Raw genomic sequence first — 19243 nt, 5'->3', positions numbered from 1 at the left:
AGAACCTCTATGACCGAAACGCATCGCTTCACCGCCCATAAGGAACCCCATCTCTCCGGCCGCTCCGGCTGGCTGCGCGCCGCCGTCATGGGCGCCAATGACGGCATCCTGTCCACCGCGTCTCTCATCGTGGGGGTGGCCGCCGGTGGCGCGGACCGGGTGGAGATGATCCTCGCCGGTGTGGCGGGGATGGTGGCCGGAGCCATGAGCATGGCGGCGGGCGAATACGTTTCCGTGTCCAGCCAGGCGGATGTGGAGCGCGCCGATATCGCACGCGAGAAAACCGAATTGAAGCGCAATCCCGAAGGGGAACTGCGTGAACTGGTGGCGATCTACCGGACCCGGGGGCTCAGCACCGAGCTTGCGACGCAGGTGGCCGAGGAACTGACCCGGGCCGATGCGCTCGGCACCCATCTGAGGGACGAAATCGGGCTGACCGATCTGTCGCCGCCGCGCCCCCTTCAGGCGGCCGTCGTCTCCGCGTCGACCTTCGCCCTCGGGGCGGGCGTGCCGCTGATCGTGGCCATGATCAGCCCGCTTGCGATGGTTCTGCCGTCGGTCGGGATTGCCACGCTTCTGGCGCTGGCGATCCTCGGCGGGCTCGGCGCAAAGGCAGGCGGGGCACCGAAACTGCGCGCGGCGGCGCGGGTGATGCTCTGGGGTGTCCTGGCCATGGCCGCTACCTCGGTGATCGGTGCTCTGGTGGGGCAGGCGCTCTGAGCCCGGCCCGTCTCGCAGATCGCCTGAAGATTGAACACCACCGGACGCACGGGCCATCACATGCGCCGGACTTTCCCGTCAGCCGGTGCCCCGACACATCCCGGGCGGGTGCCGATCCTCTCCTATGTCGGCTACACCGCGCCGATCCGCGCTCATGGCAGCGCCGCCGCCATTGCAAGCGCCCCGTCCAAGGCGCTGCCCTTCGCCGACACGATACCGGCCCGCAAACCGTCGGGCAAATGCATGGCCAGCGCCTGCCGAAACCGCCGGTCAGGACCAGCGGCGCGCCCGGCATCGGTGAAGGCGTTGGCGAGGCCCCCAATCGACCCGCAGCACCCCGCCATCGGGCAGGCGTATCGCCACCCGGCAGCCGCTGCCCCCGCCATTTATCCCGATCGTGATCCGCGCCCGCATGACAGCCAATCTACGCGGCAAGACGATCCCCGGCCAGCGGTCATCACAGGGTCACGACCCGTCCTTCGCGCGCCGCCTCCTGCGCGGCAAGCCCCATGCGCACTGCCGCGATCCCGTCGCTCAGGCTGACCGCGGGCGGCGTGCCGCTCTGCACAGCCTCCAGAAACAACCGGTGCTGATAGAAGGTTGCGCCATTGTGGTCTCCGGCCTCCAACAATGTCGGATCGACCGGAATCTCCATCTCGCGAGGGCCCTGCGGCATGCGCGGGCTGACGATCACGCGCGGCACCGGGGCGGGGCCCAGATGGGCGGGCCAGAACCGTCCGGGCCCGGGCACCAGCGCCTCGATCTTGCCGCGCGGGCCAATCGCCGATAGCTCTTCCTGATAGCGGGAGCCTTCGGCGAACATGCATAATTCCAACATTCCCCGCGCTCCGTTGGCGAAATCGATGATCACGTAACCATGGTCCCAGATATCCGGGATCTCGTCACCATAACGCTCCTCCAGATGGTTCAGGGCCTGCCCTGCGCTGGCCATGACCCGAACCGGTTCCGAGTTCAGGGTGAGCCGCATCAAGTCAAAGAAATGACAGCATTTTTCCACCATCGTGCCGCCGGTGTTGCGATTGAACCGGTTCCAGTCCCCGACCTTCGGGAGAAACGGAAACCGGTGTTCCCGAATGCTCAGCATGGCGATGCCGCCGGTCTCTTCCCGGGCCAGGGAGAGGAATTTCGCAATCGGGGGCATATATCGATATTCCAATGCAACCCAGATCAGGGCAGGATAGCTGACCTGAAGCTTTTCCAGCCGCGGCGCCTCTGCCGGATCGGTGTAAACGGGCTTCTCCACAAGGACGGGCAGGGGCCGCGTCGCCGCGATTTCCTCCAGTTGCGAAAGATGTTGATGATTGGGGGTGGCGATCACCAGCGCGTCGATATCGCGCCGGGCCAGAAGCTCGGCGATGCTGTCGCAAAACGCGGCATCCGGAGCCAGCGCCCGCGCCGTCTCCCGCATGCCCGGGTCCGGCTCCGCGATCGCTGCGACCGTGACTCCGGGCAGCAGCCGGATATTGCGGATATGTTCCTGCCCCATCATGCCGCAGCCAATGATGCCGTATCGCATATGCGTTCTTTCCTGTTGTGGAACGTCAGTTCATTCGGGTGGAGTCAGCTGATCCGCGCAACGTAACGCGCGCGGGCGGGATCGAACCATGTGCGGGAGAACTCCGCCGGCTCGTTATGCTGGCTCCAGGCGCGGCGCTCGACAAGGCCGGTCGTGGCGCCCGCTGCAAGGCCGAACGCGTCCGGCACCCAATCCGGCGCCTCGGCGATGCCCACCCTGTCATCGGCGCGCAGAACCGACAGGCGCAGCGCGTCACGGTAATAGAGATAAAGGGACTGGCTCAAATCCCCGGCGCGGATATCGCCGGTGAAGCGGCCATCGAGCCAGATCTCCTCCACCGCCACGGCCAGCTTGTTCAGAAACCTGAGCCGCCGGATACGCCAGCCAAAATCGACCACATTGCCGATATCCGGGATGTCGTCGGGTTTGGTCATCTTGCGCAGATCAAGCAGCCGCGCCGTGGGCAACCCGCCGCCATTGAGAAGTTCCAGCCGAAAGAGCGCATATAGGCCGCGCGCGTTCTGTCCCGCCCGGATCGTGTTGCCGGAGCCTTGCCGGCGCTCCAGCAGGTCGCGCCGCTCAAGCTCGGCCAGCGCCTTGCGCAGTGTCACCACCGACACGCCATGATCCGCCGCCATTCGACGCTCCGGCGGCAGGCGCTGTCCGTCGGCCAGACGCCCTGCGGCGATGTCGCGGATCAGCAGCTCGCTGATCTGCAGATAAGCCGGCAAGGCGCCCGGTTCGGTCATCTCGGCGCCCTCCCGCGCGGAAATTGATATACCATTGATCTACCCCAAACCCGATGCTACGCAAGTCGAAACTGCGCATCCGGGGGAGGATCAAGATGACAGTTGTGCCCGTCACATCAGCCGACCTGGATGCCGCGGAGATCTCGTGGTTCGCAGCACTCTGCTCCGACGATTACCAGTTTCTCGGGGTGCCCGACGGTTCCCTCAGATCCAGTTGGGAGCATTGCTCTGCCATCATGAAAGAGGCTGAAAATCAGGGATTCAGAAACATTCTTTGCCCCAGTTCCTATCAGGTCGGGCAGGACACTCTGAGCTTCGTTGCGGGCTGCGCGCCGATCACCGAGCGGATCAATATGCTTGCCGCCGTCCGCTGCGGGGAGATGCAGCCGATCATGCTCGCGCGCACCATCGCCACCCTCGATCACATGCTAAAGGGGCGCTTGACCATCAACATCATCTCGTCCGATTTCCCGGGCGAAAAAGCCGAAAGTTCCCTTAGATATCAACGCTCCCGCGAGGTGGTCGAGATCCTGAAACAGGCCTGGACCCAGGACGAGATCAGCTACAAGGGCGATGTCTACGAGTTCGAGGGGCTGACCACCGATCCGGCAAAACCGTATCAGACGGGTGGGCCGCTTCTGTATTTCGGCGGGTACAGCCCGGCTGCGCTTGAGCTCTGCGGCCAGCATTGCGACGTGTATCTGATGTGGCCCGAGCCCAAGGAGCAGATTGCACAGAGGATGAAGGACGTCCACGAAGTTGCTGACAAATATGGAAGAACCCTGGATTACGGGTTGCGCGTTCATATGATCGTGCGCGATACGGAAGCTGAAGCGCGGGAGTATGCCGAACATCTCACCAGCAAGCTTGACGATGACTATGGCAAGCTGATCCGTGATCGGGCCCATGACAGCATTTCACTTGGCGTGGCACATCAGGCCAGGGCGCGGGAACTGGCTGATAAATTCGGCTATGTGGAGCCCAATCTCTGGACCGGGATCGGCCGCGCACGATCGGGCTGCGGTGCGGCCCTGGTGGGCTCGACGGATCAGGTGCTCAGCGAGATCGAGGCCTATCGGAAGATGGGTATCCGGGCCTTCATCTTCTCTGGATACCCGCATCTGGAGGAATGCAGGCAGTTCGGGCAAAAGGTGATGCCGCATCTTGAAACATGTTCTTTGCCTGAGGTTTACGGGCGGGTGCCCGATCAGCCGCCGGCAACACCGCTGGCCGCGGGGGAGCGGCGGTGATGGAGCGGATCGACCTCTCGCCCGGCGGGCTTGCTCTGTCGCGGCTCGTGTATGGGATGTGGCGGATCGGGGATGATGCGGATACCTCGCCTGCCCATGTTCAGGCCAAGATCGAAGCCTGTCTGGCCCAGGGCATCACAACCATGGATCAGGCCGATATCTATGGCGATTACGGGGCCGAGGAAATCCTCGGAGACGCTTTTCGCGCGGCCCCGCAGTTGCGCGATCAGGTGGAACTTGTCACCAAATGCGATATTATCGCGCCGATCGGCAAATACGCCACCAGACGGGTGAAGTATTACGACACCTCCGCCGCGCATATCACGGCCTCGGTGGAAGGCTCGCTGGCGCTGATGCGGACGGACCGGATCGATCTGCTGCTGATCCATCGGCCGGACCCCTTGATGGATCATTTGGAAACCGGCCGGGCGCTGGACGATCTTGTCGCCTCCGGCAAGGTGCGCGCGGTGGGCGTGTCGAACTTCAGGTTGTATGACTGGACGCTGCTGCAATCGGCCATGTCCACACCGCTGGTGACCAACCAGATCGAGGCGAGCGTACTGCATCATGTGCCGTTCACCAATGGGGATATCGCCTGGATGCAGGAGCGTGGCATCCCCCCGATGGCCTGGTCGCCCCTTGCGGGCGGGGCGCTCTTCGCACCGGAGGCCGCGCCGGTCCGCGTCGTGCTGAACCGCGTCGCCGAAGCGCAGGGCGTGGGGCTGGACGCGGTTGCGGTGGCGTGGCTGCTGGCGCATCCGGCCCGCATCATGCCGGTTATGGGAACCAATAATCTGAACCGGATCAGTAAGATCGGGGATGCGGTTAATGTGGATTTGGACCGGGAGACATGGTTCGAGATCTATACCGCCGCCTTGGGTCAGGAGGTGCCATAGGCATCTGAGCCGCTGCCGGGCGGTGTGTCGGCGGTGGGGATATTGCAAACCTGTCTCAGGACAGGGCCGCGATGACGCCCCTGAGTTCGGCCAGCCCCTTCATCCGTCCGATCAGCGGATATCCGGGCTGCGAGGCGCGGGCATGATCATCCAGCAGATCGTGCCCGTGATCGGGGCGCATCGGAATTTGCCAGTCATCGCGGCCTTCGGCCTGTCTGCGGTTCTGCTCGGCCAGAAGCGCGCGGATCGTTGCGACCATATCGGTATCGCCCGCCAGATGATCGCTTTCTGTAAAGCCGGGCCGCGCCATCGACGTGTCGCGTCGTGTGTTTCTGAGATGGACGAAATGGATCCGCGGCCCAAGCGCTTCGACAAACGCCACCGGGTCGAAATCCACGCGGACGCCCAGTGAACCGGTGCAGAAGGTAACTCCGTTGGCATGCAGGTCCACGGCAGCCGTCACGGCACGGTAATCCGACAGGTCCGACATCACCCGGGGCAGCCCGAGCAGCGGAAAGGGCGGATCGTCTGGATGGCAGCAAAGGCGCAGGCCAAGGCTCTCCGCAAGCGGCGCGACCTCACCCAGAAAGTCGATCAGGTTCCGGCGCAGGCGATCCGCATCGATCTGGTCATAACGCAGCAGCAAGCCGCGGACATCCTCCAATGTCCAGCTGTCATTAGCGCCAGGCAGCCCGGCCACGATATTGGCCACAAGCTGGCCTGTATCCGTATCCGGCAGCCGCTTGGCGGCCTCGGCCTGTACGCTTTCGGGATAGTCATGGGTGGCGCCGGGACGCGCCAGAAGGTGAATATCGAACAGCGCGAAATCGGTCAGGTCGAACCGCATGGCGGTGCCCCCGTGGGGCAGGGGCTGGCGCAGGGCGGTTCTGGTCCAGTCAAGCACGGGCATGAAATTGTAGCAGATCACCTGCGGTCCGGTCGCCGCGAGCGCCTTCAGGCTTTCCTTGTAGGCCACGATATGGTCGCGCCACGGACCTGTCCGGGTCTTGATCGGCTCGCTGACGGGCAGGCTTTCCACTACATCCCAGGAGAGACCGGAGGGCGCGTCTTCCGTCCCTTCGATCAGGGCCTTGCGCCGGGCGATCTCGGCGACTGGCCAGACCTGCCCGGGTGGGATGTGATGCAGGGCAGACACCACGCCCTGGGCCCCGGTTTGCCGGATCTCGGCAATCGAGATCGGGTCAGCGGGCCCGAACCAGCGCCAGGTTTGCCTCATGGCGTTTCGCGGAGGGTCAGCCCCGTTTCGGTGTCGAAAAGATGCACCGCGTCGGGTGCGAAGCTGAGCGCCACCCGCTCACCGGCCACCACCCGGGTCTGTCCCGGGTTGTGGACGGTCAGCCGCGTGCCATCGGCCAGTTGTCCATAGAGATAGCTGTCGCTGCCCAGTTGCTCCACGCTGCGCACATCGGTGTGGATGCTGCCCATCTCGCTTGGCAGAAGATCGTTCGGGCGCACGCCAAGTGTCACCTTCTGCCCTTCGCGATGGGTAAAACCGTCGACCGGAAGGCTGACCTCCTCCCCGGTATCGAGTGTCAGAAGCGAGCGGTCCGCGGGATGAACGGCGCCGGTCATGAAGTTCATCTTGGGGCTGCCGATGAAGCCCGCCACGAACAGATTGCGTGGATGGTTGAACAGATCGAGCGGGCGGCCGAACTGCTCCAGCTCTCCCAGACGCAGCACTGCGATCTTGTCGGCCATGGTCATCGCCTCGACCTGATCGTGGGTCACGTAGATCATCGTGTTTTCAAGTCGCTTGTGAAGCGCCGAGATTTCGCCGCGCATGTCCACCCTGAGTTCGGCGTCCAGATTGGAAAGCGGCTCGTCGAACAGAAACACCCGCGGCTCGCGCACCACCGCGCGCCCAATGGCGACCCGCTGCCGCTGCCCGCCTGACAGATCCTTGGGGCGGCGATCCAGAAGCTGGTCGATCTGCAGCATTGTCGCCACTTCATTGATCTTGCTGTCGATCTCCGCTCTGGGCGTCTGGATGTTTTCGAGCCCGAAGCTGAGATTCTGCCGCACAGTCATATGCGGGTAGAGCGCATAGGACTGGAACACCATCGCCAGCCCGCGATCTGCGGCGGGTATGGTGTTGACCACCTCGCCGCCGATTTCGATGTCGCCCGACGAAATGCTCTCCAGCCCCGAGATCATACGCAGCAGCGTGGATTTTCCGCACCCCGAGGGCCCCACGAAGACGCAGAACTCTCCATGAGCGATCGACAGGTCGATCCCCTTGATCACATCCGCCGCGCCGTAGGATTTGCACAGTCTCTTGAGTTCGATCGATGCCATCATTTCCCTCCTGTCGAGGCGATGCCGGTGGCGATGTATTTTTGCAGGAACATGAAGACGGCCGCGATGGGAAGAAGTGTCAGCACCGTCATCGCCAGCAGGCTCGACCAATCGGTCTGCAACTCCCCCTGGAAGGAGTTGAGCGCCAGTTGCAGCGTGAAGTTTTCCGACTGCGTCAGCACGATGAGCGGCCAGAGAAAATCATTCCAGCGCCACATGATCGCAAGGATCGCAAGGACCGCAATGGCCGGGGCCGACAGCGGCAGGATGATCCGCCAGAAGATCTTCCACTCGCTGGCCTTGTCCATCCGCGCGGCGTCGAGGATCTCGTCGGGAATCGTGATCATGTATTGCCTGAGCAGGAAGACACCGGTGGGCGTGGCTGCGCCCGGAATGATCACCCCCCATAGTGAATTGAGCATGCCCAACTCGCTCACGATCAGGAAAAGTGGTACCAGCACCACCGTCTGCGGGATCATCAGCGTGCCGATCACCAGAAGCAGCACGGTCGTCCGCCCGCGGAACTCGTATTTCGAAAGGGCGAAGGCGGCCATCGCATTGACCAGCAACATAATGAGCGTGGCGGTCACCGTGATGAAGGTGGAGTTCCAGAAGAAGCGCAGGAAATTGAACCGTTCGAACAGGCCGGTGTAGTTCTCCAGCGCAAGCGCCACGCCCTGCACCGGTTCCCTGTCGTCGATCGAGACACGCAGCCGCTCCGCCGGGTTGGCGGGGTCGATCATCTGCGCCTGCAAGCCCACCCGCCGGAGTTGTGCAAGGGTCTGCCCCTCGTAGTCTCCCGCGGTCATCCGGAACAGCGGCAAAGGCTCGTCAAAACCCTCCACCATCACGGTTTCCTGCTGGTAAGGCAGGAAAGTCGGCGGGTAGCGCTGCAAATCGGCCTCGGTCTTGAAGCTGGAAAGGACCAGCCAGATGACCGGGAAGAACATCAGGAAAACGCCAAGGAACAGGTAGGAGTAGGATACCCAGTCGGTCCAGTCCCACCTTCCCTTGTTGCGTGTCGCCGTCAGCATCGACCAGAGATTAGCCATCCACATTCCTCCGGTTGATCCAAAGCTGTATCAGCGTGAGCATCACCAGAACGATTGCCACCAGCAGCGATGCGGCGGCCGCAAGGCCGAAGAGCCGCGGTGCACCGGCGAAGCCTTCCTCGTAGATGTACTGGATGATGAAGGTGGTGGCCGTCCCGGGCCCGCCGCCGGTGAAGGCATAGACCTCGTCGAAGGTCTGAACCCCCTTGATCAGCGCCAGTACCAGAACCACCAGCATGGTGGGCGACAGAAGCGGCAGGGTGATCCGCCGGAAGGTTCGCCAGGGCGAAGCCCGGTCCATCAGTGCCGCCTCATACACGTCTCGCGGGATCGCCTGCAGCCCCGCCAGCAGGATCAGCGTGTAGAACCCCATATGCGCCCAGACCGAGAGGAAAACGGTCCAGGCAAAGGCCCATTCCGCGTCGATCAGCCAGTTGAACCCGCCGATCCCGATCCAGTCGAGAAATGCGTTCAGCACGCCTTCGCGCTGCAGGATCCACTTCCAGATCAGTGCCACGACAACCGGCGACAGCAGTACCGGAAAGAAGAAGACCGAGCGGAAAAAGCCGCGCGCGCGGATGTCGCGATTGAGGATGATCGCAGTGAGAAGTGCGAAGCCGACCATGATGCCGACCTGAAGCGTCACGAACCAGAGCGTGTTCCAGACCGCGCGCCAGAATTTGTCTTCGATACAGGTGTTGGGGTCGAGAAAGCTGCTGCAACTGGTCAGAGTCTCGAAATTGCGCCCGCCCACATAAGGCCGCGCCTCCAGCAGCACATTGTCGCCGCCGGTCAGCGAATAGGAGAAGTTCAGGATGACGGGCAGAAAGGCGAACAGCCCGAACAGCAGAAGATTGGGCAACAGAAACACCCAGGCCAGCCGATTGACCCCGAGAAGCCGTTGCAGCGCCATCATCGGAATTTCGATGATCCGCATCAGAGGATTGAGTATCACCAGCATGGCACGTACCGGTCCCGCGCGATCCGAAAACCGCGCGGGACCAAAACTTTACTGGGTCTCGGCCATGGCGGCTTCGAGATCGGCCGCGGCGCGCTCCATCGCCTGATCGACCGTCAACTCGCCGACAATGGCCTGGCTGACCCGCTCGACGGTGATGCCGAACATCGCGCGGTTGCCCGCATAGCCCTGATAGGCGAAGGCCGCAGGCGCCACATCGGGCAGATCGCCGGCAAATGCGTTGAGCGCCGCCTGCGCACCTTCCGAGACGCCCTCATAGGTCACGCCCGCGGCCGCCACGCCCAGATGTGCGGGCAGGTTTGAAGTGCGCGCCGTCACTTCTGCATAGACGTCTTCCTGCGCCAGGAAGTCGATCACCGCGGCCACCGCCTCGGGGTGGTCGGTCTGTGCGAAGCCCACGATGCCCGCGCCGCCAGGCATGCCGGAACACGCCCCCGCCGGACCGCAGGGTGAGCCCACGACCTGCCAGTCGAAGAAATCGCCGACCTGTTCGTTCATCCGGCCCACCTGCCAGCTGCCGGAATAGTAGAAGACCAGCTCACCATTGATGAATTCCTGAGCCGCGTCCTGATAGGTCGCGCCGCCCTGACCGGCCCAGACATCGCGCGCCATCGTGCCGTCTTCGTGCCAATCGACGAATTGCTGCACGAAGGCCCGGAACCCGTCATCGACGAGGATTGCCTCGCCATCCTCGTTGAAGAGCGCCGCGCCATAGGAGATCGCGGGGCCCGCAACCCGGTGGCCCGAGCGGTCGATCGCCATGGGGAAGGGCGTGTCGGTCGCTTCGGCCACGGCGCGCGCGGCCTCTGCCCATTCGGCCCAGGTGGCGTCCTCGCCCGGGATCTCGATGCCGGCCTGTTCGAACAGCGTGGCATTGATGAAGGCCCCGGTGATCGTCAACTGGCTGTGCATACCATAGATGCCCTGCCGGTCATCGCCGCCGCGATACCAGTCCAGCGTATCGCCGAAGCTGGCTTCCCAGTACCCGGCATCCACATAGGGCGTCAGATCCAGATAGTATTCGTTGAGGCCGCCCAAATCGGTGACCTTGGCGATGTCCGGCCCCGTGCCGGCGGCAAGCTGAACCGGCAGATTCTCAAGGATCGCCTGGTAGGGCACAACGTCGATGGCCACCGTGATGCCTTCGTTCTCCGCCTCGAACCGGTTCAGAACATCTTCATAGACTTCGCATTCGTTGCCATCGGAATAGCACATGAAGCGGACTTCTTGGGCCGAGACCGCTCCGGCGCCCGCCAGCATTGCCGATGTCAGCAAGGTGGTTGTCAGAATTCTTTGTCTCACGTCGTTTCCTCCCTTTGGATATGGTCATTTCTGTTCTTGTTTGTTTCCTTTGGCCGCCTGCGCCGGCAGCCAGCCTTGGTAGAGTGCCGCGTTTGTACCAAGCGGTAAAGAAATCCTTTTCCCGGTTCGCGCCGCGTCATAGATCGCGGTGACCAGCTCGATCGAGCGGCGGCCGTCTTCTCCGGTGACCTCGCGGCCGGGCCGCCCGTGGATGGCCTCTGCCAGCGCTTCGAAGAAGCCCGCAAAGCCCGATCTGACTTCCGGCACCGTGGCCAGAACCGCGTTTATCTGACTTTGCTCAACCGGCGCGCGCGCCTCGAATGTCCAGATGTCCTCGGCGGGCGCATAGGGTGTGGTGCCGCTGGTCGCGGTCAGCGTCTCGAAGACCAGCCGCAGCCGTGAGGTGTCTGTCGCGGCACCGAGTGTGACCGAGCTGGTGGCCAATGCGCCATTTTCAAACTGCATGAGGATTGCGGCGCAATCATCTGTTTCAATGCTGTTTATTCGTGTTTCAACCTGCGCGCTCAGAATCGTGACAGGCCCGAAATAGCGCCCAAGCAGATCATGATTGTGGATTGCATGACCCAGGACCGCGCCGCCGGATTCGCCGGCCCATGTGCCCCGCCAAGGGGTTTTGTAATAGACCGCGTCCCGGTTCCAGTGGGTTTCAAGGCTCGCCACCTGCGGCTTGCCAGCCAAACCCGCGGCGATCAGCGCATCGAGCTGCGCGGTAGCGGGACCGTACCGGTACTGGAAAACCGGCGAAAACACGCGGCCCGATGCGCGCGCCACATCGGCCAGCGCATCGGCCTCGGCCAGAGACCGCACCATCGGCTTTTCGCAGACCACATGCTTTCCTGCCCGAAGCGCCGCTGCAGACATCTCGAAATGCAGATGCGGCGGCAGGCAGATATCGATGAGATCGAGCGTGTCATCGGCGAGTATCGCGGAAAAATCCGTGGCGATGGCCAGCCCGTCGCCCGCGACCAGCCGTGCCCGCGCCACGTCCAGATCGCACAGCACCCGGACATCGAACAGATCGGGCAGGGCGCGGTACCCTTCCAGATGGGCCGCGCCGATCCCCGCGCCAATGATCGCCACCCGGATCACCCGCGTCCCTCCGCCATGGCCTGGGCGCGTAACGCCAGATCCATCACCTTGAAGGCATGGGCCTGCGGCATTGCTGTTTCGGTCCGGTCGCGGATATCGCGGGCAAGCCGCGCGAAATAGGGCAGGCCCGCATCGGATGCGTCGATCATCTCGGAGCGGGTGCCGTTCGCCAGCAGCAGATGATCGGTTCCCGCCCGCCCGCCGACATCCACATATTTCCGCAGTTCGATATAGCCCTCGGTGCCCAGAATGGTCAGCCGCCCGTCGCCCCAGGTGGGCAGCGCGTCCGGCGTGAACCAATCGACGCGGATATAGCCATGCCCGGTATCCGAGCGAAGGGCGATCTCTCCGAAATCCTGCAAACCGGGATCTTTCCGATTGGCGAAGTTCCCGACCGAAGCCAGTGTGATCTCGGCATCGGTGGAGCCGGTGAAGAACAGGAACTGGTCGATCTGGTGGCTGGCGATATCGGTCAGGATCCCGCCATAGGCCCCGCGGTCGAAAAACCACTCCGGCCGCGAGGCGCGATTCAGCCGGTGCGGCCCCAGACCGACGGTTTGCACCACCCGGCCAATCGCCCCCTCCGCCACCAGTTCGGCGGCGCGGGTGACGCACGGCACCTCGAACCGTTCCGAGAAATCCACCGACCAGATCCGCCCGGTCTTCGCCACACAGGCCCTGATCGCGTCGAGCTGCGCCAAAGTGGTGCAGCCGGGCTTGTCCACCATCACGTCCTTGCCCGCCTCCATCGCCGAGATGGCAAGCGCGGCACGGTCGCGGGGGATGGCGGAGATCAGGATCAGATCGATCGCGGGATCGTCGAGTAGCGCGTCCTTGTCTGACACGCGCGGCACGCCCGGAAAGCGCTTGCCGAACCCGTCCAGAGTGTTGGGGTTGCCATCGGTCCACCAGCCTGCGAACTCGGCCCCCGCGCCGATCATGTTCGCCGCCATGCCGTAGATGTGCCGATGATCGAGGCCGAGGGCTCCAAAGCGCAAACTCATGAAATTTCCCCGCAGCTTACGGCACGACCTTCACACGCGGAAAAAGCAATCGCGTCGATCAGGCGGTGGCTCTCCAGAGCTTGCCTGCCGGTGATCATCGGCGCGCGGCCGTCGCGCAAGGCGGCCGCGAAATCCTCCAGAATGTCCTTGTGCCACTCATGGGTGAAGGCCATCGGGTCGGCCCCGCCGCCGGTTCCCGCGGCCGCCCCATGTGTCTCCCTGTGGCCGTCGCGCCAGTGAACTGTCAACACGCCTTCGCCCAGATGCAGGCTGGCGCGTTCGAAATGGAGGGTGATGGTCTCCGCGCCTCCGGGAAAGCTGGCCGTGGAGGCAACCAGCGAGCCGACGGCGCCGTTTTCAAAGCTGAGCCCGGCAGTGGCGAAATCTTCCGCTTCCATGTCGTGGAACCGGGTGGTCGCGGTCATCGCCTGAACCTCTGTCACCGGCCCGGTCAGGCTCAGGGCCAGGTCAATCGTGTGGATTGCCTGCGAAATGAGGACCCCGCCACCGTCGCGCGCATATGTGCCGCGCCCGGGCTCGTCATAATAAGCCTGCTCCCGCCACCAGGGCACGGTTATCTCCACAAGGCCGAGCGCGCCGAGATCGCCCGTGCTCACAAGCGCCGCCGCGTGTTGCGAAGCGGCCCGCACCCGATGCTGAAACACGACCCCGAGCGGGACGTTCAGTTCTTCGCAGAGGGTGACGATTGCCAAGGCCTCGCTTGCGTTTCGCGCCACGGGTTTTTCCAGCAAGATCGCCTTGCCCGCGCGGGCGAGCGGTGTAATGAGCTCCAGCCGTGCATCGGGGGGCGTGACGATCAGGGCGATGTCGATATCGGGATCCCCTGCAACGGCCTCGCTGTCGGCATAAATCGCGGGCCGGTTGCCCAGTTCCGCCTCGGCCTTGTCGGCGAAAGCGGCGACACTCCCGGGGCGTCGGGCGCAGATCCCGGCAAGGTTCAGGGCAGGGCGCGCGTCGCGAATTGCGCGCAGATGCGTCGCGGCCACCATGCCCGCACCGATCATCGCGACTGTCAGCGGCGCCTTGTCCACGATCTATAATCTCCCCAGGATCGCGACCATCTCTGCATGTTCAAATCGCGTTGTCAATAAACCTGTATACCGGTATGCTGGCTGATGGGGAGGTGCTTGCTTTCATGCCCGCACAGAAAAATTCCGCGGATCTGGCAGCGATCCCGTTTGCCGAACTGGAGACCTCTTCGCCCCCTGCGGAGCAGATCTTCCGCCAGGTGCGCGATGCGGTTTTGCAAATGCAGATCCGCCCTGGCAGTCTCCTGTCGGAGACCGAAGTGGGGCAGCGCTTCGGCGCCAGCCGCACGCCCGTGCGGGAAGCGTTTACGCGCCTGCGGGAGGCCGGCCTGATCGTGACCCGCCCGAGCCGGGGCAATTTCGTCACCCGTCTGTCCGAGCCGCGGTTGCGTGAGGCGCAGTTTCTGCGCAGCGCGATTGAAACGGCCGTCGTTATCCGGCTCTGCAAGATCGGTCTGGGGGCTGAGCATCTTGATCGGATCAAGATGAGCATATCAGGGCAGGTTACTGCTATCGCTGACAATAATGACTTGGATTTTCAGGCGCAGGACGACCGGTTTCACACCCTTCTGGCGGCGGCCACCGGCTATCCGCGAACGGCCATGCTGCTGGCGCAGGAAAAGACGCCTCTGGATCGCCTGCGGGTGCTGGCGCTCAGCGACCGGGGCCACAAGGCACGGCTTCTTTCGGAACATCGGGATATCCTGAACGCGGTGCGCGCGCGCGATCCGGCGCAGGCGCAGGCCGCGATGGCCCGGCATCTCGCCTCGGTGCTGGACCTGATCGCCGATCTGCGCGATGCCGATGGCGACTATTTCGAATAGGCCCCTGTCAAAGCCGCCGGTCGAGAAAATCAAGAACCCTAGCCCGCATTGCCGCACTTTCCGCATGACCCAGATCCTCCTCGATATGGGTCTCCAGGGCGGTCTCCGGGCCGGAGATGCGATAGGCCGCGCGCAGATCCGTCAGCCCCGCCTCCAGCGCGGTTTTGGGTGTGCTCCAATCCTGCAGGCCGGCGCAGACCAGTTGTGCGCGGGGGGCCACAAGCCCCGCGATCTGCCCCGACCGTGCCTGCGGCAACAGGCCCGGCACCATCATGTAGATCCCGTGCCCGTCATGCGCTTCCAGCTCCACCAGCGTTTCCAGATCTGCGAAACAGCACATATGCACAACCGCCCTGATCCGCGTATCCAGGGCCGCAAGCCACCAGGCATGGGTGCCGCCCATCGAAAGGCCCATTGCGCCAAGCCTGCCAGCGTCGATCTCGGGCTGTGCGGCAAGCCAGCCAAGCCCTGCGGCAAGTTCGGCCAGCATGCGCCCGAAAAGCGGCTTGCCCGCCCATAACCCGGCCTTGGCCAGCGCCGTCTCGCCCGGCGTGGCACGCTCCGCAAAACAAGGCATTTCCAAGCATAACGCAGCGATGTTCCGAGCGGCAAGATCCGCTGCATAAGGGGCTTGAAGTGCCGGGCGGCCCCGGATCAGTTCATCCCGTCCGATGCCGTAATTGTTGCCATGAGCATGGCAATAGACAACCGCCCTTGCGGGCGGCGCGCCTTGGGGCGGATGGAGGAAAAAGGCCGGTATGCGCGCACCGTCCGCGCAGGTCAGTTGCAGGTCGTCCAGATGCCAGCCCGCAATCCCGGAGCGGCCGGATCGTGCCGCATCGGCAATCTCGACCGTGCCGACCTGATGGCCAAGAAGGGCGTTCAACATCTGCCGGTCAGGTTTCGTCATCCCTGCCTGCTAAGACGGCTGCGCGCGCTTGGCAAGCCTATCCCGAAGCCGCCAGAAGCGATGCGTTGCCACCGGCTGCGGTGGTGTCGATGCAGATATGACGCTCGATGATCAGGCGCGGTATCGGGTTGGCCTCGGTGATGAGCGGGATCAGCGCACCTTCCCGCGCCGCCAGCGCCTGACGCAAGGGGCGGGTGGCCTCAGCGTCCGCCCAGATTATCACGGCGTCGAATCCGGTGATGTCCGTCAGCACCTCCGGAGGGACGACGCCGTCGAGACCGTCCGTCACATCTGGTGCGACCGGCAGTGCCGCGCAGCCGATCGAGCGCGCGATCCGGGCCTGGCTGGCCGCCGCCTTAGCAGTCGGGCCGAGGCAGAGAACCCGGCCGCGCGCAAAAGTCGAAAGACGGTTGGATTCGCCGGTCGGCCCGGGCAGATCCTGTGAGGACAACGCGATGTTGCGAGAAGGCGTGAGCGCATCAAGTGCCTGCTGCACCGCCGTCGCTGTGACTGGCTTGCCCCTGACAACGAGGTCCGCCCGGGTTTCCGACGCGGCGAAGCGTGGCACGTAATGGGGCCCTCCGGCCTTCGGTCCGGTTCCTGAAAGGCCTTCTCCACCAAAGGGTTGCGACCCGACGATGGCACCGATCTGATTGCGGTTGATATAGGTGTTTCCCACCTTCAGGCGTGCGCAAACCGCCTGTACGCGGTCGTCGATCCGGCTGTGCATTCCGAAGGTCAGACCGTAGCCCTTTGCGTTGATCGCATCGACCACCGCGTCGATCTCGTCGGCGGCGAAACGGGCGACATGGAGGACCGGACCGAACACCTCGCGCTCCAGCGCGGCAATCCCGCCCGGCAGGTCGATCACACTTGGGGGTACGAAATGGCCGCCGGTTGGTGTGGGCAGGGTTTTCAGCAGGCGGCCATCGGTCTTTGCCGCTGCGATGTAGCGGCGGATATCGCTTTGCGCATCCTCCGAGATTACCGGGCCGATATCGGTTTTCAGGTCCCAGGGATCACCGATCACGAGTTCGTCCATGGCGCCATGGAGCATGTTGAGGAAGGGCGCGGCGATGTCGTCCTGCACATAGAGCATCCGCAGGGCCGAACAGCGCTGCCCGGCAGACTGGAAGGCGGATGTCACGATGTCGCGGATCGCCTGTTCCGGCAGGGCGGTGCTGTCCACGATCATGGCGTTCAGCCCGCCGGTTTCCGCAATCAAAGGCGCGGAGGGGTCCAGAGCCCCGGCCATGGCCCGGTTGATCCGCTGCGCGGTTCCGGTGGAGCCGGTGAAACACATGCCCGCAATGCGCGGGTCTGACGACAGACCCGCGCCGATCACCGATCCGGGGCCCGGCAAAAGCTGCAACGCGGTGCGTGGAACGCCGGCCTCGTGCAGCAGGCCGACCGCGCGGATTGCCACGAGCGACGTCACCTCCGCGGGTTTCGCGATGACACCGTTTCCCGCCGCCAATGCCGCCGCGATCTGGCCGGTGAAAATCGCAAGCGGGAAATTCCAGGGCGAGATACAGGCGAAAACCCCGCGGGCCGGGGAAGTCAATCGGGGGGCCTGGGCCGCGTAATAGCGCAGGAAATCCACTGCTTCCCGCAGCTCGGCCACGGCATCGGCGGGGTTTTTCCCGGCCTCGCGCGCCAAGAGGGCAAAGATCTCGCCGAAATTCGCTTCGTAAAGCTCGGCTGCCCGATTGAGTGCCTTGGCCCGTTCTCCGGCATCGGCGCTCCACGGGGTGGCCGCTGACAGGGCCGTGTTCAGGTCATCCGCTGTAGCTTCCCGCAAATGTCCAACGATATCAGATGGGTCTGCGGGGTTTTTCACGTCGTGGGAGGGGCCATCGCCGGGCTTTCCCGCGATCAAGGGCGCGCCTGTCCAGTGATGCGTGCGAAATGGCGCGCGCGCCGCCTCGATCTCTTCCAGATCGACAGGATCGTGCAGATCCCAGCCCTGCGCATTCGGGCGCTCGGGCTGGAACAGGTCGGCCGGCGGAATGACGGCCGGGTTCGGCCCCAGACCCTCCAGGGCCGAAAAGGGGTCGGTGGCGACCTCTTCCGGGGCGACATTCGTATCGAGGATCTGATGCACGAAGGAGGAGTTGGCCCCGTTTTCCAGAAGACGTCGCACTAGATATGCAAGCAGATCGCGATGCGCCCCTACCGGTGCATAGATCCGGCAACGGGTCGCGTTGGATTTAAGCACCTGATCGTGCAGCGCCTCGCCCATTCCGTGGAGGCGTTGAAATTCAAAGGCTTGCGGATTATCGCTCATCTCGATGATCGCGCCGACCGTGTGGGCGTTATGGGTCGCGAATTGCGGATAGATGCGGTCCGTCATGCCAAGCAGCTTGTTGGCGCAGCACAGATAGGCGGCGTCTGTGGCGGGTTTGCGCGTGAAGACCGGAAAGCTCCGCAACCCTTCCACCTGGGCGCGCTTGATTTCGGTGTCCCAATAGGCGCCCTTGACGAGCCGCAGCATGATCTTGCGATCAAGGCTTCGGGCCAGCATGTAAAGCCAGTCGATCACCGCGCTGGCCCGCTTGCCATAGGCCTGAACCACAACGCCGAACCCGTCCCATCCGGCCAGCGCCTCGTCCCGCAAGACGGCTTCGATCACGTCAAGCGACAGATCCAGCCGGTCGGCCTCTTCGGCGTCGATATTGAGCCCCATGCCCGCGTTGCGCGCCTGCAAGGCGAGTGCGCGCGTCCGGTCCACCAGTTCCGTCATCACCCGGTCGCGTTGAGACACCTCATAGCGGGGGTGCAGCGCCGAAAGCTTGATCGAAATGCCGGGATTATCCCGAATGTCGTCCGACCGGCATTCCGGCGTCAGGCGCGAAATCGCCGCGCGATAGGATTTGTAGAACTCGTCCGCGTCCCTCTGTGTCATCGCGGCTTCGCCAAGCATATCAAAGGAGTAGGTGTATCCCTTCATCTGCATCTTGCCGCCTCTTTTCAGGGCCTCGTCCATGGTCTGGCCCAGAACGAATTGCTGCCCCATTTCGCGCATGGCCCGGCCCACGGCCACGCGGATCACCGGTTCGCCCAGGCGCCGTACTGCGCCGCGCAGCACATTCGCCATGCCCTCGCCATCCTGCAGAACCTTGCCGGTCAGCATCAGCGCCCAGGTCGAGGCATTGACCAGAGAGGAGGAGGATTTGCCCAGATGCGTTCCCCATTCCGAAGGCGCGATCTTGTCTTCGATCAGCGCATCCACGGTTTCCGCATCGGGCACGCGCAACAGCGCCTCGGCCAGGCACATCAGCGCGATACCCTCTCGCGTGGACAGGCCGTATTCCGCGAGAAAAACTTCCATCAGACCCGGCGTGCTGTCGGAACGCAGGGAGCGGACCAGTCGCGCGCCCCGCGCGGCCGCGGCGGCGCGGGTGTCCGCATCCGGCGCGGCCTCCCCGATCAACGCGGTGAGGACGTCATCCTCCGTTGCGTGGGTCAGGCTGCGGATGCGTGTTCGAAGGGCGGCAAGCGGGTCCATCTGGGGGCCTCGTGAGGATCGGTTTCGACGCAGATTA

17 protein-coding genes are annotated in these 19243 nt (G+C 63.9%); 4 read left to right on the top strand and 13 right to left on the bottom strand.

The window, feature by feature from the left end; genetic code table 11:
* Window positions 1-9 precede the first annotated feature (9 nt).
* Window positions 10-720 (top strand): VIT1/CCC1 transporter family protein, encoded by a 711-nt coding sequence (locus tag D9R08_RS10835; protein ID WP_121898072.1) that lies wholly within the window; start codon window positions 10-12, stop codon window positions 718-720.
* A gap of 152 nt (window positions 721-872) precedes the next feature.
* Here the strand turns inward: D9R08_RS10835 and D9R08_RS10830 are convergent, their stop codons facing one another.
* The 3 genes from D9R08_RS10830 to D9R08_RS10820 all read right to left on the bottom strand — a co-directional run bounded on the left by D9R08_RS10830 (window position 873) and on the right by D9R08_RS10820 (window position 3006).
* Window positions 873-1106, bottom strand: coding sequence for a hypothetical protein (locus D9R08_RS10830; protein WP_121898071.1), 234 nt, complete (start codon window positions 1104-1106; stop codon window positions 873-875).
* Between the two features lie 71 nt (window positions 1107-1177).
* Window positions 1178-2257: a Gfo/Idh/MocA family protein gene (locus D9R08_RS10825; protein ID WP_121898070.1), complete on the bottom strand. Its 1080-nt coding sequence runs from the start codon at window positions 2255-2257 to the stop codon at window positions 1178-1180.
* A 44-nt stretch (window positions 2258-2301) separates the two neighbouring features.
* Window positions 2302-3006 carry a GntR family transcriptional regulator gene (locus D9R08_RS10820; RefSeq protein ID WP_121898069.1) on the bottom strand — a complete coding sequence of 235 codons (705 nt, stop codon included), beginning with the start codon at window positions 3004-3006 and terminating at the stop codon, window positions 2302-2304.
* A 95-nt stretch (window positions 3007-3101) separates the two neighbouring features.
* Here D9R08_RS10820 and D9R08_RS10815 point away from each other — a divergent pair, with 95 nt between their 5' ends.
* Both D9R08_RS10815 and D9R08_RS10810 read left to right on the top strand, forming a co-directional pair.
* Window positions 3102-4256 carry an LLM class flavin-dependent oxidoreductase gene (locus D9R08_RS10815; protein WP_121898298.1) on the top strand — a complete coding sequence of 385 codons (1155 nt, stop codon included), beginning with the start codon at window positions 3102-3104 and terminating at the stop codon, window positions 4254-4256.
* Complete coding sequence (locus tag D9R08_RS10810; protein ID WP_121898068.1) at window positions 4256-5152, top strand: aldo/keto reductase; 897 nt, start codon at window positions 4256-4258, stop codon at window positions 5150-5152. Before D9R08_RS10815 ends, D9R08_RS10810 begins: the two co-directional genes overlap by 1 nt.
* A gap of 55 nt (window positions 5153-5207) precedes the next feature.
* Here the strand turns inward: D9R08_RS10810 and uxuA are convergent, their stop codons facing one another.
* From uxuA to D9R08_RS10770, 8 genes are read right to left on the bottom strand one after another with little or no spacing between them, the layout of a single operon-like run.
* Window positions 5208-6389 carry a mannonate dehydratase gene (uxuA, locus tag D9R08_RS10805; protein WP_121898067.1) on the bottom strand — a complete coding sequence of 394 codons (1182 nt, stop codon included), beginning with the start codon at window positions 6387-6389 and terminating at the stop codon, window positions 5208-5210.
* Window positions 6386-7468 (bottom strand): ABC transporter ATP-binding protein, encoded by a 1083-nt coding sequence (locus D9R08_RS10800; protein ID WP_121898066.1) that lies wholly within the window; start codon window positions 7466-7468, stop codon window positions 6386-6388. The genes uxuA and D9R08_RS10800 overlap by 4 nt, the downstream gene beginning before the upstream one ends.
* Window positions 7468-8520: a carbohydrate ABC transporter permease gene (locus D9R08_RS10795; RefSeq protein ID WP_121898297.1), complete on the bottom strand. Its 1053-nt coding sequence runs from the start codon at window positions 8518-8520 to the stop codon at window positions 7468-7470. Before D9R08_RS10795 ends, D9R08_RS10800 begins: the two co-directional genes overlap by 1 nt.
* Window positions 8513-9481, bottom strand: coding sequence for a carbohydrate ABC transporter permease (locus tag D9R08_RS10790; RefSeq protein ID WP_121898065.1), 969 nt, complete (start codon window positions 9479-9481; stop codon window positions 8513-8515). The genes D9R08_RS10795 and D9R08_RS10790 overlap by 8 nt, the downstream gene beginning before the upstream one ends.
* A gap of 48 nt (window positions 9482-9529) precedes the next feature.
* A complete protein-coding gene (locus tag D9R08_RS10785) occupies window positions 9530-10801 on the bottom strand; it encodes an ABC transporter substrate-binding protein (protein ID WP_233557417.1) in 1272 nt (423 codons plus the stop codon).
* Window positions 10802-10825: 24 nt separating this feature from the next.
* On the bottom strand, window positions 10826-11911 hold the full coding sequence (locus D9R08_RS10780; RefSeq protein ID WP_121898063.1) for a Gfo/Idh/MocA family protein: 1086 nt from the start codon (window positions 11909-11911) through the stop codon (window positions 10826-10828).
* A complete protein-coding gene (locus D9R08_RS10775) occupies window positions 11908-12915 on the bottom strand; it encodes a Gfo/Idh/MocA family protein (protein WP_121898062.1) in 1008 nt (335 codons plus the stop codon). The genes D9R08_RS10780 and D9R08_RS10775 overlap by 4 nt, the downstream gene beginning before the upstream one ends.
* On the bottom strand, window positions 12912-13967 hold the full coding sequence (locus tag D9R08_RS10770; RefSeq protein WP_233557416.1) for a Gfo/Idh/MocA family protein: 1056 nt from the start codon (window positions 13965-13967) through the stop codon (window positions 12912-12914). The genes D9R08_RS10775 and D9R08_RS10770 overlap by 4 nt, the downstream gene beginning before the upstream one ends.
* Window positions 13968-14071: 104 nt before the next feature.
* Here D9R08_RS10770 and D9R08_RS10765 point away from each other — a divergent pair, with 104 nt between their 5' ends.
* On the top strand, window positions 14072-14788 hold the full coding sequence (locus D9R08_RS10765) for a GntR family transcriptional regulator (RefSeq protein WP_158598982.1): 717 nt from the start codon (window positions 14072-14074) through the stop codon (window positions 14786-14788).
* 7 nt (window positions 14789-14795) lie between these two features.
* Here the strand turns inward: D9R08_RS10765 and D9R08_RS10760 are convergent, their stop codons facing one another.
* Together D9R08_RS10760 and putA are read right to left on the bottom strand one after the other, a co-directional pair.
* Window positions 14796-15698, bottom strand: coding sequence for a dienelactone hydrolase family protein (locus tag D9R08_RS10760; RefSeq protein ID WP_121898060.1), 903 nt, complete (start codon window positions 15696-15698; stop codon window positions 14796-14798).
* A gap of 37 nt (window positions 15699-15735) precedes the next feature.
* Window positions 15736-19206 carry a bifunctional proline dehydrogenase/L-glutamate gamma-semialdehyde dehydrogenase PutA gene (putA, locus tag D9R08_RS10755; protein ID WP_121898059.1) on the bottom strand — a complete coding sequence of 1157 codons (3471 nt, stop codon included), beginning with the start codon at window positions 19204-19206 and terminating at the stop codon, window positions 15736-15738.
* Window positions 19207-19243 lie beyond the last annotated feature (37 nt).

The sequence above is a fragment of the Rhodophyticola porphyridii genome, assembly GCF_003688285.1.
Classification (GTDB): Bacteria; Pseudomonadota; Alphaproteobacteria; order Rhodobacterales; family Rhodobacteraceae; genus Rhodophyticola; species Rhodophyticola porphyridii.
The sequence above is the reverse complement of the archived record's forward strand: the minus strand, read 5'-3'. Positions and strand labels throughout refer to the sequence as shown.

Excerpts from the sequence above, each read along its gene's own strand:
- D9R08_RS10835 (WP_121898072.1), top strand. The coding sequence starts at position 10 with ATGACCGAAACGCATCGCTTCACCGCCCATAAGGAACCCCATCTCTCC.
- D9R08_RS10830 (WP_121898071.1), bottom strand. The coding sequence starts at position 1,106 with ATGGCGGGGGCAGCGGCTGCCGGGTGGCGATACGCCTGCCCGATGGCG.
- D9R08_RS10825 (WP_121898070.1), bottom strand. The coding sequence starts at position 2,257 with ATGCGATACGGCATCATTGGCTGCGGCATGATGGGGCAGGAACATATC.
- D9R08_RS10820 (WP_121898069.1), bottom strand. The coding sequence starts at position 3,006 with ATGACCGAACCGGGCGCCTTGCCGGCTTATCTGCAGATCAGCGAGCTG.
- D9R08_RS10815 (WP_121898298.1), top strand. The coding sequence starts at position 3,102 with ATGACAGTTGTGCCCGTCACATCAGCCGACCTGGATGCCGCGGAGATC.
- D9R08_RS10810 (WP_121898068.1), top strand. The coding sequence starts at position 4,256 with ATGGAGCGGATCGACCTCTCGCCCGGCGGGCTTGCTCTGTCGCGGCTC.
- uxuA (WP_121898067.1), bottom strand. The coding sequence starts at position 6,389 with ATGAGGCAAACCTGGCGCTGGTTCGGGCCCGCTGACCCGATCTCGATT.
- D9R08_RS10800 (WP_121898066.1), bottom strand. The coding sequence starts at position 7,468 with ATGGCATCGATCGAACTCAAGAGACTGTGCAAATCCTACGGCGCGGCG.
- D9R08_RS10795 (WP_121898297.1), bottom strand. The coding sequence starts at position 8,520 with ATGGCTAATCTCTGGTCGATGCTGACGGCGACACGCAACAAGGGAAGG.
- D9R08_RS10790 (WP_121898065.1), bottom strand. The coding sequence starts at position 9,481 with ATGCTGGTGATACTCAATCCTCTGATGCGGATCATCGAAATTCCGATG.
- D9R08_RS10775 (WP_121898062.1), bottom strand. The coding sequence starts at position 12,915 with ATGAGTTTGCGCTTTGGAGCCCTCGGCCTCGATCATCGGCACATCTAC.
- D9R08_RS10765 (WP_158598982.1), top strand. The coding sequence starts at position 14,072 with ATGCCCGCACAGAAAAATTCCGCGGATCTGGCAGCGATCCCGTTTGCC.
- D9R08_RS10760 (WP_121898060.1), bottom strand. The coding sequence starts at position 15,698 with ATGACGAAACCTGACCGGCAGATGTTGAACGCCCTTCTTGGCCATCAG.
- putA (WP_121898059.1), bottom strand. The coding sequence starts at position 19,206 with ATGGACCCGCTTGCCGCCCTTCGAACACGCATCCGCAGCCTGACCCAC.